The sequence below is a fragment of the Exiguobacterium sp. JMULE1 genome (assembly GCF_013337175.1).
GTDB classification, from domain to species: domain Bacteria; phylum Bacillota; class Bacilli; order Exiguobacteriales; family Exiguobacteriaceae; genus Exiguobacterium_A; species Exiguobacterium_A indicum.
The window spans coordinates 750134-766306 of the sequence record NZ_SGWC01000002.1 but is presented as its reverse complement, the minus strand read 5'-3'; the positions used below and the strand labels follow the sequence as shown (position 1 = coordinate 766306).

General features: G+C 47.4%; 13 protein-coding genes and 1 pseudogene. 1 reads left to right on the top strand and 13 read right to left on the bottom strand.

Annotated features, from left to right (window positions below; genetic code table 11):
* Nucleotides 1-218 precede the first annotated feature (218 nt).
* From EXW93_RS04085 to EXW93_RS04030, 12 genes and pseudogenes are all read right to left on the bottom strand, one after another.
* Nucleotides 219-1145, bottom strand: coding sequence for an LCP family protein (locus EXW93_RS04085; protein ID WP_023467480.1), 927 nt, complete (start codon nucleotides 1143-1145; stop codon nucleotides 219-221).
* Nucleotides 1146-1158: 13 nt separating this feature from the next.
* Nucleotides 1159-2334, bottom strand: a complete 1176-nt coding sequence (locus EXW93_RS04080) for a DHHW family protein (RefSeq protein ID WP_058265078.1) — start codon at nucleotides 2332-2334, stop codon at nucleotides 1159-1161.
* Nucleotides 2335-2349: 15 nt separating this feature from the next.
* On the bottom strand, nucleotides 2350-3738 hold the full coding sequence (locus EXW93_RS04075; protein WP_023467476.1) for an MBOAT family O-acyltransferase: 1389 nt from the start codon (nucleotides 3736-3738) through the stop codon (nucleotides 2350-2352).
* Complete coding sequence (locus EXW93_RS04070; protein ID WP_023467474.1) at nucleotides 3728-4213, bottom strand: hypothetical protein; 486 nt, start codon at nucleotides 4211-4213, stop codon at nucleotides 3728-3730. The genes EXW93_RS04075 and EXW93_RS04070 overlap by 11 nt, the downstream gene beginning before the upstream one ends.
* Complete coding sequence (gene wecB / locus EXW93_RS04065) at nucleotides 4210-5310, bottom strand: non-hydrolyzing UDP-N-acetylglucosamine 2-epimerase (protein WP_174316052.1); 1101 nt, start codon at nucleotides 5308-5310, stop codon at nucleotides 4210-4212. The genes EXW93_RS04070 and wecB overlap by 4 nt, the downstream gene beginning before the upstream one ends.
* A 112-nt stretch (nucleotides 5311-5422) precedes the next feature.
* A pseudogene (gene tagH, locus EXW93_RS04060) lies at nucleotides 5423-6163 on the bottom strand (teichoic acids export ABC transporter ATP-binding subunit TagH); the annotation flags it as partial.
* Nucleotides 6164-6174: 11 nt separating this feature from the next.
* Nucleotides 6175-6975 carry an ABC transporter permease gene (locus EXW93_RS04055; protein ID WP_023467468.1) on the bottom strand — a complete coding sequence of 267 codons (801 nt, stop codon included), beginning with the start codon at nucleotides 6973-6975 and terminating at the stop codon, nucleotides 6175-6177.
* Complete coding sequence (locus tag EXW93_RS04050; protein ID WP_023467466.1) at nucleotides 6972-8264, bottom strand: nucleotide sugar dehydrogenase; 1293 nt, start codon at nucleotides 8262-8264, stop codon at nucleotides 6972-6974. Before EXW93_RS04050 ends, EXW93_RS04055 begins: the two co-directional genes overlap by 4 nt.
* A 278-nt stretch (nucleotides 8265-8542) precedes the next feature.
* Nucleotides 8543-9796, bottom strand: a complete 1254-nt coding sequence (locus EXW93_RS04045; RefSeq protein WP_174316051.1) for a glycosyltransferase family 4 protein — start codon at nucleotides 9794-9796, stop codon at nucleotides 8543-8545.
* The gene (locus EXW93_RS04040; protein ID WP_235147622.1) at nucleotides 9793-11109 is read right to left on the bottom strand and encodes a glycosyltransferase family 4 protein; all 1317 of its coding nucleotides are present in this window, start codon (nucleotides 11107-11109) and stop codon (nucleotides 9793-9795) included. The genes EXW93_RS04045 and EXW93_RS04040 overlap by 4 nt, the downstream gene beginning before the upstream one ends.
* Nucleotides 11004-12008, bottom strand: a complete 1005-nt coding sequence (locus EXW93_RS04035; protein ID WP_035398389.1) for a class I SAM-dependent methyltransferase — start codon at nucleotides 12006-12008, stop codon at nucleotides 11004-11006. The genes EXW93_RS04040 and EXW93_RS04035 overlap by 106 nt, the downstream gene beginning before the upstream one ends.
* Entirely contained in the window at nucleotides 12005-14629 is a 2625-nt protein-coding gene (locus tag EXW93_RS04030; RefSeq protein ID WP_174316050.1) for a glycosyltransferase, read from the bottom strand. Before EXW93_RS04030 ends, EXW93_RS04035 begins: the two co-directional genes overlap by 4 nt.
* A 287-nt stretch (nucleotides 14630-14916) precedes the next feature.
* Here EXW93_RS04030 and EXW93_RS04025 point away from each other — a divergent pair, with 287 nt between their 5' ends.
* A complete protein-coding gene (locus tag EXW93_RS04025) occupies nucleotides 14917-15081 on the top strand; it encodes a hypothetical protein (RefSeq protein ID WP_023467459.1) in 165 nt (54 codons plus the stop codon).
* A gap of 58 nt (nucleotides 15082-15139) precedes the next feature.
* Here the strand turns inward: EXW93_RS04025 and EXW93_RS04020 are convergent, their stop codons facing one another.
* Nucleotides 15140-16135 (bottom strand): NADP-dependent oxidoreductase, encoded by a 996-nt coding sequence (locus EXW93_RS04020; protein ID WP_023467457.1) that lies wholly within the window; start codon nucleotides 16133-16135, stop codon nucleotides 15140-15142.
* Between the last annotated feature and the right edge of the window lie 38 nt (nucleotides 16136-16173).

Here is a 16173-nt window from a genome sequence, read left to right as displayed (position 1 = left end):
TCTCCTTTTGGTATGTAATCGTTTTCATTTTGCATCCGTTTACAGGTCCTGTCAAAGCCTATTTCATCGGTTTGGTCGAAAATAAGACTTTTGAACCAAGCACTTTTTTTCAAAAAGAATGGGGAGTTACATCAGAGGAAGACAGAAAAAAAGCGTCTCCACAATCATGTGCTAGAGACGCTCATCCTGGTTTGTCTGATGGTACTACTAGTTATAGCTTACGATCGTGCAAGAAGTTTAGCGATTGTCTGCTTCGTCTGTTCCATTGATTCGTCCGATGCAAAGAAATACCAGACACCATCACTTGCGATATATCCTTCTCCCTCGATTTTCAGCGGCTTTAATTGTTCGAACCCCCGCTGATTTTCCTGCGCTAGTTGCGCTGCGACATCGAGTCCAATATTCGTCGTAAAGTTGTTTTTCATGACGTCCGTAATCTTTTCGAGTTGCGTCAACAACTGTGGTCCAGCAAGCTTCATTCCGACGGCTTCTAGCACTTGACGCTGACGAATTTGTCGTCCCATATCGCCGAGTGGATCTTGCTTTCGCATCCGAGCGTAACCACTCGCTTCAAGACCCGTCAGATGAATTTTCCCTTTCTCATACTCCTTTTGAAGACGACGGTCGTTCCAACTGAAGGCAGATGGATTGTCGACCGTGACACCCCCAACAGCATCGACCAACTCAATCAATCCATCCATGTTGATTTTCGCATAATAAGGAATATCGGTCTCAAACGTCTGCTCCACCGTCTCGACTGTCTCTTTCACCCCCCCATAGGCATAGGTATGATTGATTTTAGTCTTTTCGCCAGACGGCACGGTTACCTGCATATCTCTTGGAATGGACAGGGAAGTCGCTTGTCTCGTTTTTGGATTGAATGAAAGAAGCATGATGGCATCGGCACGTCCTTTATCGTTTTTCCGTTCATCCACGCCCAGTAATAAGACATTGACCGGCTTCATCGATTCGAGTGGCTTCGGCCGCTCTCCATCTAACGGTGTTAAGAACGCGTCTGCCGTTTGCTTCACTTTTAAAAAAGCTAAACCAGCTGATGTACTAGCAATCAGAACGAACCCTAGTAGGAGCGCACTCAATACGCGCCAAACAAGGCGTGGTTTTCTTTTCGCCATTCGGGATCTCATGTCATGAACTCCTTCATAGTGTGTTTTCATACGTCTTCATCAATCCAGCAATGTTCGAGTTATGCAGGAACAATACGGAGTCGACTTGTTTTTGTTTAGCGAACTGCGAGACGTCGAATGATTTTGGCACATAACGAACGTCGACGACTTCCAGATTGGCACTTTTAGCAAGAAACGGTAAGACGGGATTCGCGAATGAATCCTTTAAGACGAGAATCGTTGGGCGATCATTCTTCGTCTGCTCCTTCATCGACATGATGCCGTGATTCCCGCGCAAGAATACTTCATACCGATCGACGTAATCTCCCTCCTGCTGAACGAAGGATTCATCAATGACTGGGCGATCGCATGCCCCGTCGTAACAGACATCGATCCCTTTAAAGAATGCTGGTCCATAATAAGCTAACTGATCACCGGACGTCGCGTACGCAAGCGTCGTCTTTCGCGCTAATGAACCATAATAGGCATGCTCATCCTCTTTACGATCTGCTTTTGATGGTGTGACCGGTTGCAAGCCCATCCCCTTCGTAATCGTCTGGTATGCTGACGCTGCCCCGTCGATATTCCAGTGATGGTCCGTCTTGAAGTAGTCCGTTAGTTTTAATTGATCAAGTGACAAATTCGTCATCCCGGCAGCCTTGAAGTCACGAATCATTCCTGCGTAACGTGTCCGTGCATTCGAAGCAACATACGATGGGATCAACTGATCGCGTTCAGCAATGACCGTCTTCGATGGAGCTAGCGCCATATATACGGGTCGATCGACTTCTTGCACGAATTGCTGAAACGCGTTTGGAATCTGGACTTGAGTCGAGGCACTCGGTTCGATCATATAGCCATTTTTAGCTGTATAGATTCCATTACGAAATGGCTGTCTGAAGACATCCTTCGATAGTAGCGCTTGCATCTCAACGAACGTTCCCCGCAAAAGTAGTTGATCCGTGAAATACGTCTCCATCTTCAGCATGTCTTTTCCAGTCGCGATTCCTTCGATCGTCGGATTGACCGATTGTGCGAGTGTACGGTTTTCTAACTGGGAACGCACACGATCCTCTCGGACGATCGTTCCGATACCAATCGTTAACAAGATGAGTAAAAAACTAATCGTCGTCACCCACATCATGATCCGTTCAAAAGAAGTCGTCCGTTTTTGTCCCTGCTTATTTTCTGTTTCAAGTGGCTGTGCCATCAGTAGACCTCCTTTTTAGAAGCGGAAATAGATGAATGGGTTAAACGTACTTGCAACAAGTGCTGATGTCGCCAAAAATAGTAGCAACATCGCATACCCATACTGCATCGTCGTACCAATTCTTCCGAGTGACACGACTAATCGCTCTCCGATGATTTTCGGAATCGGTGTCGCTGCGATACACGCGACAAGCAATAGAACACCATTTTGGACAAGCTGGTAGCTCGCGCGTTCATCCCAGATTACATCTGGTACGAACATCGCTTGAATGTACGTAACGGCTTCTGGGAACGTCTCGGAACGGAAGAATACCCAACCGACCAACACGAGTACGAGTGTCCAAACGGTCGAGAAGACTGGCATTTTCTCCAACCATTTCCCGAGAAATGCTTTCTCGAGCATGATCCAGATTCCGTAATACGCTCCCCACGCGACAAACGTCCAACTCGCACCATGCCAAAGACCTGTCAGCATCCAGACAATTGCTAAGTTGCGATACTGTAACCATGGTGAGACACGATTTCCACCAAGCGGGATGTAGACATAATCCCGGAACCACGATCCAAGCGAAATATGCCAACGACGCCAAAATTCAGAAACTGACTTTGAAATGTAGGGATAGTTAAAATTCTCAAGAAAATGAAATCCGAACATCAAAGCTAGTCCAATCGCCATATCACTGTATCCCGAAAAATCGAAATAGATTTGTAAGGCGTAGGCGATGATGCCGATCCAAGCAAGCCCCATCGAAAGATCTTTCATATTGAAGATGGCATCCGCGACCTGACCACATCCATTGGCAAGAATCAGTTTTTTAGCTAAGCCGATCGTAAACCGACGAACCCCTCGGGCAAAATCGGAAACCGTCTCTTCTCGTGATTCGATTTGGCTCGCAATCGTGTTATAACGAACGATCGGACCCGCGACGAGTTGGGGAAAGAACGCGATATAAAGGGCGAGGTCAAGCGGATTCTTTTGCACCGCTTCCTTCCCTTTGTAGATGTCGATGACATAACTCATCGCATGAAACGTATAGAACGAGATCCCGAGTGGCAAGACGACTTCTGGTACGAACCATCCTAATCCGAATGTCTCGTTGACTGAACGAACAAAAAATCCGCTGTACTTGAACCAGCCGAGTAACCCCAGATTGACTACGATCATGCTGAACATGATCCACTTGACGCCGATTCGGTGTCGATACAGATCGACAAACAAGGCGAAGAAGTAGTTGATTGTGACGCTCAGTAGCATCAGCAATGCAAAACGCGGTTCTCCGAATGCATAAAAGAATAGACTCGTCACTAATAACCAGCCATTTCGGAAGCTGCGTGGGAGTAGGTAATAGACGATCAACACAGTCGGTAAGAACAGAAATAAGAATATCGTCGAACTAAATAGCATACGTCGCTTCCTCCCCTGCCGTGACATGTTGCACAATCTGAATGTCCCGGAGATGGACCCGGAAGCTCCCCTCTTGCAAGAACTTCCATGCCACCTTGAAATACTTGGCTCCTGGTACTCGTTTCATCTGTACATGAACGACTGTCGCATTCGTCAATGTGACGGTTTCCGTTTCCGATCCCATCCGTTTTTTCTGTCCATATTGCATCTTGAATAACTGAACGACACATGGTGCATCGACTTCGAAATGACAGGTCACCTCGATGAGATCTCCTGTAATCGTGGCGTCTGACCGGTATAACTTTGAAGGCGGATGTTGAAATCCTTGATCAAACAACTGAATGTACAATTTGTCGTCTGTCGTCGCTTCTTGAAAATCAAAATAGACACCATCTGTAGCATCCTCAAGCAAGATTTTTTCCTGCGTTCCGAATGGAAAGAATTGATAAATCGCTGGAGGAATACGTTGACTCATACAGGTACCTCACTCATGATGGCATCGACGATTCGCTCCGCCGCTTGTCCATCGCCATAAGGATTCGCCGCTTGTGCCATCGATTGATAGAACACCTGATCCGTCAACAATTGATGACTCATCGTATAAATCATCTCTGGATTCGTCCCGACGAGCTTCAACGTTCCAGCTTCGACCCCTTCTGGACGCTCTGTCGTCTCCCGTAAGACAAGGACAGGCACACCGAGCGAAGGTGCTTCCTCTTGAATCCCACCTGAGTCGGTCAGAATGAAGGATGCCCGAGCCGCAAGATTATGGAAGTCAAAGACATCAAGCGGTTCGATCAATTGAATCCGCGGATGATGCTCCAAGCGAGCTGCCGCTTCTAGTACGACCGGATTCGGATGAACCGGATAGACGATTTCGATTTCTGGATGATCATTTGCTAACCGTTCGATCGCCTCAAAAATCGTTGTCAGTTGTAAATGATTCTCACGGCGATGAACCGTCAAAAGAACGAGTTTTCGTCCCGACTTCTCTAGGCGCGATAGGACAGGATGCGTATATGTCGGTGATACAGTCGTCTTCAACGCATCGATGACCGTATTACCGGTTACGATGATTGGTGTCTGCTTGTTCTCAGCACGTAAATTCATTGCAGCCTGTTCAGTCGGTGCAAAATGATAATCCGCCAACACACCTGTCAATTGACGATTCATCTCTTCTGGGAACGGCGCATACTTTTCATATGTCCGTAGTCCTGCTTCCACATGACCGACTGGAATCTGTTGATAGAACGCCGCTAAAGAAGCAGCGAACGTCGTCGTCGTATCCCCATGGACAAGGACGAGATCCGGCTGTTCCTTTTCGAGGACGCGACGCATCGCGTTTAAAATACGCGCCGTCATTTCCTCTAACGTCTGACGCGGACGCATCAAATCCAAGTCATGGTCCGGAGTGATTTCGAATAGTTCAAGGACCTGATCGAGCATCTCTCGGTGTTGTGCTGTAACGACGACGATTGGTTCGACGTCCTGACGATTTTCAAGTGCTTTGACGACCGGCGCCATTTTGATCGCCTCTGGTCGTGTTCCGAATACAAGCATGACACGTTTCATTTACTTCATCCCCTATCTCATTTCATGACGATTGTTCAATCGTCTCGCCCATCATTTGCTGATCCACGGAACCGATCCGTTCCGTTCGTTTCTTAGCTACGTAATGGGAGGCTTGCTTTTTTGATAACTGTTTGTACCAATATAGATATTTATTGTATTCAGCCAACGTTTCGTTCGTCGGACCAAATAGACGTACTTCCCCGTATTCCAACCAAAGGATTTTTGTACAGAAACTCTTTACCTGGCTGAGCGAATGACTGACGAAAAAAATCGTTTTCCCTTGATCGCGGAATTCACGCATCTTATCGAGGCACTTTTCGGTAAACGTTTGGTCTCCGACTGAGAGTGCTTCGTCGATGATCAAGATATCTGGATTAATATGAATCGAGATCGCAAAACCAATCCGAGCTCGCATGCCGCTCGAATATGTCTTGACCGGCTGATCGATAAACTCCCCGATATCAGCGAACTCTAGAATTTCTGGAGTAATCGTCTCGATTTGTCGTTTCGTCAAGCCCATCATTAGCCCTTTTAATTCAATGTTATCTCGCCCTGTCAGTTGACTATTCAATCCACTAGAGATGGCAATCAATGCTGACTTTCCACCCAATGTGACCCGACCGTACGTCGGTGGTGTCACGTTAGCAAGCAGATGCGATAGTGTCGATTTCCCACTTCCGTTGATGCCAACGACACCGACGATTTCTCCCTCTTCCACAGAAAAGGAGACGTTCTTCAGAGCATAGAACGATTTTCCATTCACCTTACCGAACAACACTTCCTTTAGCTTGTCGATCGGTCGGGCATAGAGCATGTACCGTTTCGATACATTCTCAAACACGACATGACCCATCGTTCTCCCTCCTATACGTAATCGATGAAATAGCGTCGGAATCGAATGTGAATCGATGCTCCAACAAGTAAGATTGCGAGCGTCATACACCAGAAATACACGCCGTACCACATATGATCGAGCAGATAACCCGTTCCGATGAGTGCGGACCGATATCCCTCAATCAAATAAACGAGTGGGTTTAACATCAACAACATCTTAAATAACGAGTGATCTGGCGGAATCCACATGATTGGTGTTAAATACATCAGCATGCGAATCGCAGATGTCACCATGTTTTGCACATCTCGAATCATCGTCGCAAGTGCGGATAACAATAAGGAAACCGCATAGAGGAATACGACGCCCGCCGGTACGATATATAGGAGTTCAAACGTATGCCATCCCGGGAAGTAACCGAAGGCACATCCTAAAATGATCGTCAAAGCAATCATCGCGAGATGACGGTAGAATTGTGCCAAAATGACATACGCCGGAATCGTACTCAATGGAAAATGCATCTTCGAGACGAGGGCGACCCGACCATAAATCGACCGGGAACCACTTGGAATCGTACTGCCGATGAAGAACCAAGCAATCAATCCGCTGACGAGCCAAAAAACGAACGGAATTCCATCGACTGGATGCCCACCACGAATCCCGAAGCCGAATACGACCCAGTAGACACCGATTTGGAGTAGTGGCGTCATGATCTCCCAAAACCAACCCAGGTATTGCATGCTATATTGACTCTTTGTTTCATAAAGCGAGAGCCGAAAGATCAGATATAGATGATCCTTCAACTCTCCCCCAATCGTTCGTAACGCGTTCATATCGCTTTCGCATCCACTTCCGTCACGCGGTGCGTATGCAAATTACCGAAGTTCAGGACTTTGACAGCGTCGAGCTCATTGACGATCCCTTTCGTATCAAAGAGTAACGGTGTCCGCATGTAGTTTGCGAGACGACGTGAATCGAATTGTTTGAATTCATCGTGGTCGACTAAGACAAGCGCTAGGTCGGCGCCTTGAATCGCCTCCAGCTCATCGACGAGTTCGAAACGTGTCGAAATCGAGCGTTCGACGTGCGGATCACAGACAGCGACGTCAAGTCCACGGTCGAGTAATTGTTCAATGACTTCGACAGCTGGACTCTCGCGCATGTCGTCGACGTTTCCTTTATACGTGACACCAAAGACGGCGATTTTTGGACGGACACGCGAACCGACGAGACGAGCTGCTTGTTCGGCAACGAATTGTGGCATCTGAACGTTCGTTTGTCGTGCCGTATGAATGATGCGAGCAAGCGATGGGGCTTTTGCGACGATGAAGTACGGATCCACTGCGAGACAGTGACCACCCACTCCCGGTCCCGGATGATGCAAGTTCACCCGTGGGTGCATGTTCGCCATCTCAATCACATCTAAGACGTTGATCTCTAGCTGATGACATACTTGCGTCAATTCATTTGCGAGAGCAATGTTGACATCGCGGAACGTATTCTCCATCAACTTCGACATTTCGGCTGTCTTCGCATCTGTCCGGACGATTTCACCTTGAACGAATGTTTCGTAGACGGCAGCACCTGCCTCCGCACAAGCTGGCGTCAATCCACCAACGATTCGGTTATTATGGATAAGTTCATGTAAGATTTGTCCTGGCAAGACACGCTCGGGACAATGGACGACATAAATGTCCTCACCGATCGTAAATCCAGCTGCTTCGATTAAGGGACGGACATGATCATCCATCGTTCGTGGCGCAATCGTCGATTCGACGATGACGACGTTCCCTTTTTCAAGGAAGGGTAGCATGTTGTTAACCGCTGAAATGACATATTTCAAATCACACGATTTATACGTATCGTTTAAGTTAGGAGTTGGAACGGCGATTAAAAAGACATCTGCTCGTTCTGGCGTAAGTGTCGCTCGGAATTTTCCGTTCGCGACGACTCGTTTGATGACATCCTCGAGTCCTGGTTCTTCAATATGAATCGTTCCCGTGTTCAGAAGATTGACGATTTGTGGATCGATGTCGACACCTACGACTTCCGTGCCATGATCCGCGAACATCGCAGAAGAAGGTAATCCAATATATCCTAGTCCGATTGTGCAAAGTTTCATTTTGTCATTCCTCCATCGAGTTAGTCATACTAGCCAACGAACGGTCTGTGGCTTGGCTGTAACTAGACCATAACGACATTTCCTTTGCTTTCCAATGCTTCTAACCATCTCTTAAACCATTCTTCACAGACCTTACATTTCCAGTGTTTTCTATCGTTTTTGTAAATCTTATGAAGCTTTCGCGAATCCTTCGTGTCTATTCGAATGAAACAAAACGACTCGTCAGGAATCCTCCTTCATTGCACGTGGATTTCCCTTCGAGTCGTTGACTATTTTTCTTATTTTGCGCTAGATTCCATGAAAATCGAGTCATAGACAGCAAGAAGTCGACCTTTTTCTTGCTCCCAGTTGTATTGTCTCCTTGCTACGCTTGCTCGTTCCTGCATCGCCCGTCGCAAGTTCTCATCCTTCACTAGACGATTGACCGCCTCGGCGATACTCTGCGGTGATTCGACATCGACGATTAATCCAACTCCTTCTGTTTCGACGACACGACGGATTTCTGGTAAGTCGGCCGCGATGACAGGAATCAACGCCGCCATGTATTCGAATAGTTTATTCGAAGAAGCGGAATAATGATTGAAGCAAACGTTCTGGAGGACTTGAAAGCCGACCGTCGCCGCTGCCGTGTAACTGGGTAGTTCAGCAAGTGGAACCTTATCAATGAAGCGGATACGAGACTTTTCCGATGATTGCGTAGCCAGTTGCATCAGTTTCCCCTTTAACTTTCCATCTCCAACGAAAATAAGTGTTCCTCGATCGATGAACGGCATCGCTTCAATGAGTCGCTCTAGGCCACGTCCTTCCTGGATCCCGCCCTGATACAACAAAATCGGCTCGTCTGGTACGAGTGCTAACTCTTCGCGTAACGGTCGCGGTTGCGGAACAATCGGTTCGTAAAACGGATAATTGTGCAAGACGGATGGTCGGGTTCCATATAATTTTTGATGATAATCTGCACGCGTGTCATTTTCAACGATCGTCTGGTCGACGAAGTGAAGCAACCAGCGCTCTAGTTTCCCTTGCATGCTTCCGTATCCTGTCCGATCGGTTTGGACTTCATGCGAGTCATAGACGATTTGTGCACCACGCGCCGCTCCAATCGCTTGTGGTAACGTATTGACATCGTTCGCATGCATGACGTCATAATCATGCTTCCGGGCAGCACGTGTCATACGAAGAATGCCGAAACTGTTATATAGGGCGTAACGGATGAATCGACTTCGCATGAGTAAAAAGAGCACGAGCATCACGGGAATAAGCCATGGCGCAAGAAGCGCACCCATCAATCCGATCACAAGGGTCCGTTTTTTCCGTTTGCGAAAGAACGGGAGCCACCTCGCAAAAGGTGGCGTCCGGTCGATTCGAATGACGCGAAACCCAGACATCGGGTATTCGACTTCTGGAAGTGTTCCGTCATTTAAGCAGTATAGGTCTACGCGGTGTCCTGCTTCGACAAGTGCCGTACATTCACGTAAGACACGGGCATCATTCGTAAACGGATTCCAAACAAACATTCCAATGCGCTTCATTCTGCGACCGCCTTTCGTGACTGCGTTTGTTCGATGGCTTCAAACAAGCGCTGTTCATTTTGTTCCCAATCGAAATGGCGTTGGACGTAATCCACACCCGCCCGTCCCATCGCTGCACGTTTCTCTGGATTTCGTGATAACTCGAGAATATGATCAACGATCTCCTCTTTTTTCCGCTGGACAGACACATAACCGGCTCCTGCTTCTTCAATGACATGCGCCGCATGACCGGATACCGCACCGACGATGGCACAGCCCATCGCCATGTAGTCGATGATTTTGCCTGGTGTCACTGTATCGAACGCTGTACTCTCGACGAGTGTCGCAAAGGCGATGTCACTCTTCGCGAGTTGTTTCAACGCATCCCAGCGTGGCATCGCGTCAAGAAACTCGATATTCGTCAATCCACGTTCCTTGACGAGTCGTTCGAACGTTTGCTTGTGATAGCCGTAACCGACGACTTGAAAGCAGATATCCTGTTCTTGTTGAAGTTCCTGTGCGACGTCAAGCAACAAGAACACATCTTGTGCGAGTCCGATATTCCCTGTATACACGACGCGCACTTGTTCCGATACTTTTCGGCGTTTGATCAACCACTCATTTTCCTCGATGGAGTTCGGGATGTAATGAATTTTTTCCGGTGCAATGCCCCGCCCTTCAATATACGATCGAAACCCCTCACTGTTGATGACCAATTGATCGGCCTGACGATACATCCACTTTTCAAGCCAGTAGAGCGGAGTCAATAAGAGACGCGATTTCGTGATGCCGACGCCAATCAACGATTCCGGCCATAAGTCACGTACATCGAGAATCAAAGGAGCCTTTTTGACATGTTTCGCGACGACCCCAACGAGTCCCATGAAGATGGATGGCGTCGTCGCATAGATGTAGGCATAGGATTTCGGGTCATGCCGCACCTCTTTAATCGCGAGCACGAATTGTTCGACGAACAAGCGAAGACGTCGCCATAAATTATTCGTTGCCCGGACGTCACGCGGCTGAATACGGGTCACATGAGCCGTATCGAGGCTCGGTTCATCCCAGAACATCGAGTCCGTATAGAGTTCTGCCGTTGGATAGAGCGGTTCTGACGTTAGCACATGGACATCATTTCCCGCTTGTTCCATCCGCTTGAAGATATTCTTCATTCGGTTTGCCGCACTACCGATTTCTGGATAGAAATTTTGACAAATCATCAAGACGTTCATCGACGACTCCGGTGTTGTTTGAGTTGACGTCGGAACTTCCAGTAGCGGACGACGACTTTTCCGAGTTTTGAGCGCGCGAGTGAGCGGTATTTTGATTTCCATGATGCATTCGCCTCCAACAATTCCAGATTTGTCACCAGTGATCCTTCGAATCGATCAAGCAGTGCGGCATATTGTTCTTCAAGCATCTTGTATTGTTCATGCTGTTCCTGCAGTTGCTGTTCATGACGTAGCGATTCTGCTCGAATATGCTCCAATTCTTCCGTTTGTTCTCCTAACCGTTGCACTTTCCGTTCTAGATTCTGTTGCTTGCGTTTTAAATCAAGGATCGTTGCCAGATGCAATCGTTCCACCTCTTCAAAGGCATCCTCGAGCCATTCGACTTCCGCTGGTAAAATTGCTCGACCCTCTCGAGGTTCCGGATAGACTTGGATCGTGACCCCGAGCCACTTATCAATCCGCTCGATCGTCTCGATTTTACCGAAGGGTGTCAACTGCTCAAGCAATTGATTTAAATAGTATGTCCGTTTATGATCCGCATAATCGTTTACTCCGAATGGGACTGTGATGACGAGTCGTCCTTCTGGTGCGATGAACGAGACGGCACGGGCGATAAAGCGCTCTGGCTCTCCGATATGTTCCAGTACTTCCGTCATCAAGACTGTATCGAATTGAATGTCAGGTGTGTATGTCATAACATTTGCTTCATGTAATTCCACCTTTTCTTTAACGGATGTTGGTTCCTCCAGTAAGGCTTGTTTGGCCTCGATGATTGCTTCCGGTAGTACATCGATTCCGACGACGTGTTTCCCTTCCCGTCCAAGTAAAATCGGAACGACTCCACCCGAACACCCGATATCTAAAATGTGCTCCCCTTTTGCTTGTCGAACGATCCAGTGAACACGTGCGCGAACTTTTTTACCGAATCCACCACCTAACTGATCGTAGTAGGCAGCTCGGATTTGATCCTTGGGGCGTGCTGTTTTCATCGATGCCGTCATTTCTGCACCTCCTCGAGTAATAAGTGTTGAAGTCGATCCGTCTCCTGTCGATCCGCAAGTTCTATGAACTGACGGATCAATGGGTTCGTCAACGTGATGGGTTCATAGAATCCGATGATTGTTCGCAACAATGCGACACTCGGTGCAAAATCCTTATCACTGCAGTAGCGTAATTTGACAAGATACCAATGCTCAAAGAAATGCTCGAATCGAGTTTCCTTGTATTCCTCTAGCACTCCATAACGAGCGAATTTCTCAGCACGTGCCCGCTCTCGGACGACACTTCGTTCGAAGAACTTCACCGTCAATGCATTCACGGTCGACCCCGCAACAGCTGCGTAGTAATAGTGGATAACTCGATTGACGAGTAAGACACGGTTCGCGCGAAGCATCAATTCTTGGAAGAACAAGGAGTCCTGACCAACCGCACCGACGACCTGTTCCAATTGATGTTCAAGCAAGAAGGTGCGACGGACGACGAGTGCTTGAATGCTTTGTACCGCAAACCGATGTTTCAATAGAAAAGCTTTCGGATCCTCGCAAACCGTTCGTCCTTGTTTACGAATCGTCGGTAAGGCGATGATACTTGTCTTCTCGGCAAGCTTTTTCATATGCCCTGCCACAAAATCAAGTGATGGATCTTTTTCTAGTTCTTGAAGCAAAAAGGCGTATCGATCACTGAGCACCTCGTTATCCGGATCAAGGAACGTCACGTAGTCAGCTCGTGCCATCTCGACTCCTTTGTTACGCGGACGTGAAGCACTACCGCTTCCACCTGTCTCAAAGAAATAGGTTCTGACATTTTCATGACGTCGTGCGAGACGCTCTACGGCTTGACGTGTCGCTCTGTCCGTCGATCCATCATCTACGAGTAAAATCTCTGACTCCATGAATCGATCCATCCGCGTGAGACTGGCGAAACATTTATACGTGAGGTGTTTTCCATTGTTATAGATTGGAACGACGACCGACAGTTGCGGAGTCTGATTCGTCGGAACTACCGTCTGCTCGTTCCACTCAAATTGATCGAGCAACAGTGTTTTTCCGTTCAGTTCATCTGCCTGGAACATGTCATATCCGATAGCTGACCGCCAAACAATCGCACCGTTTCGGCTACCGCTCATCTCTTGTACATGATACGGATACTCACTTCCTTTGCGAACGATGCTGGCATCACTGTATTTAAAACCATTCACAAGATCCTCTAGATAATACTCACCATAGGATTCCTGTCCATCCATCCAAGCAACGAGATCTGCTTGATTGTAAAGTTGCTCCGTTAATGCATCCACAGAAACGATTGCATCGGGTGTGAGACTTTGGCGATCGATTACGTTACGGATGTCTTCTCCGTCCTGAGCGACGACGACTAGTAAACGATGTTTTTGTGTCTCAGGTATGCGCCCGATGAACGCTAGAATCTGATCCATCCGCTCGAAGACCGTATGCCCCGTCATGACGGCACGAAGTCCTTCTGCTCGTAACCGTTCGATTTCTTCTTGCGACGTGCGCTCCACGATTGCCGTCGCCTCTTGTGCGTCATGCACGGTAAAAATATTCGGAAATTCATTATTGACGGCGATACTGTAATTCGACAGAATCAAATTCCCGAGTGCTTGTGATTCATAAACGCGACGGGCACACATCGTTTTGCTGTATTTGATGCTGTTCAAGTTCAAAACCCAGTCATAACATTTACTGACTTGTTGTAAGGCATCATAAGGAATCGCTGGTGCGACCCGTGATTGATAGCGCTCCGGAAACTGATAAGCTGGTAAGTCGAGATGATAATTTCGGTCCACGATATCGAGTTCGTGCGAGGATTGCATCACCCCATCAAATAACATTTCCGTATCTTTCACACGTTCCGGATATTTCGCCATCCAGCTACCGGCAAATAAGACGCCCTTCTTTCGGCTACGTGTCGCCCCGATTGGATTATGAATCAGTGGATTGACACCAAACGGCATCGCCATGATCCGATCGTGTCCACATAAGACACGGTATTCAGGAATCATCGCCTCATCTGAAGTCAGAACGTAATCCGCAGCTTGCGCCACGTCTTGAAAACGTTCATGATTGCTCGGATCTTCTGTCGATTGAAAAACGACTGGAATGCCTTTATCTCTCACTTCTTGCATCATCGCAAGTAATCGGTTTCGCTTCTTGGAATTCGGTGTGGCGACACCTTTCCAATCATCATTTTGGAGTCCTTTCCAAGACGAAATAACTAAAAATAGATCAATTGGGCGTTTGAAGACATCCTCAAACGTATCAGAATTAACGTAATGAAGATGAGCCGCATCTTCATAGTAGGCATACATGAATTCCGAACAGACGATGGCTATTTCGATTGATCGTTTTTCATAATAACGCGTCGTCGTCCGGATCGGTATATGTGAGACATCCAATTGATCTAGTAGTGACGCTTGGCTATTTTGTCGGTAACGTGTCGTCGTGTTATTAGAAGTTCGAACCGTCGGCAGTCGCAAGACGTCTAACTGACGGAGTTTTTCGAGTGCATCTTTACTTGCGGTCGTCGCGCTCGTCAGCCGTTTTTTCTCTTCGCGGACCCAGTTCAGTTGTTGCATGATTTGTCGTTTCCATTTTTGATCACTCACACGTAAACACCCTTCCTCTTTTCAACTCTTTCTTAGTCTACGGAAGCAGTTCAAAGGCTACTTGAAGGACTTGCAAGGTTTTTGTAAAGACTTCATGAAGCTTTTTTGGATTTTCCTTACATTCCAGTTCAGTCAACCTGTATTTCCTAGGAAATCGACCGCTTTCACTTTCTTGTCCGTGGAAGTCATTCACATGTTTTCAAAAACGAATCCTATGCACCCTGATTGTTTTGGATTTAAAAAACGGGGAAACATTACTACGTATTGATAAAAGGAGATGACTGGACATGTTAAACGAAAAAAATCATGATTTACCAGATGAAAAGGCAGACGTTGGTCTTCACCCGGATCCTGATCCAGCTGAGACATCCGATCCCGGAATCAAGCCTGCGGAAACACAACATCCGGATCCTGATCCTGAAGAGCTCGAGCGCGATCGAAAAGATTCATGAATCTTACGCCATTGAAAAAGAGGTTGCGGAAATGATTCCGCAACCTCTTTTGGCATATTTACTTCACTTTTACTAATAGTTTCCCCGTGTTCGACCCATCGAACAAGCCAAGGAAAGCATCTGGTACACGATCGAATCCTTCAAAGATCGTTTCTTCGTATTGTAACTTTCCTTCACTAACCCATTGACCGAGTTGCTCAGCCGCCTCCTTGAATCGTTTGCCATAATCGCCCACTAAGAAACCTTGCATGCGCGCACGCGCGATGATTAATTTCGATTGAACACGTGGACCGATGTCCTGTTGTGCGTTATATCCAGAAATGGCACCGCAGACTGGTACCCGCGCGAATGGATTGAGTCGATCAAGAACTGCATCACCGATTTCCCCACCGACGTTTTCAAAATAGACATCGATGCCGTCTGGACATGTCCGGTCTAACGCTTCCCGGATGTCTTCCGTTTTATAATTGATGACTTCATCAAAACCAAGATCTGCTTTCAAGTGTTGTAGCTTTTCGTCACTTCCTGCGATTCCGACGACACGTGCGCCTTTGATTTTAGCGATTTGACCAACGATCGATCCAACAGCCCCTGCTGCTGCCGATACGACGACCGTTTCCCCTGGTTGTGGATTCCCGATATCAAGCAATCCGAAATACGCTGTCATCCCTGTCATTCCGAGAACACCAAGTGCTGTTGAAATCGGTGCGATTTGCTCATCGATTTTACGAACGGTTTTCGCATCGACGACTACTTTTGTTGCCCAATCGAGCATCCCGACAACGACATCACCTGACTTGAGCCCTTCACTTTTAGACTCGATGACACGTGCTACGACACCTCCGTGAATCGGTTCATCAATCTCAAATGGTTGCGAATAAGAACGCGCATCGTTCATACGACCACGCATATATGGATCGACCGAGATATAGAGTGACTCCAGTGCGACTTGTCCTTCCTTCAGCTCTGTTAACTCAAATGATTCATAGCGGAATGTTTCCCCTGTTGGTTTTCCGTTTGGTCGTGCTGCTAATACGATACGTTGTTCTGACATGATTCATGACCTCCTCATTCAATGTACTTCTTCACTGT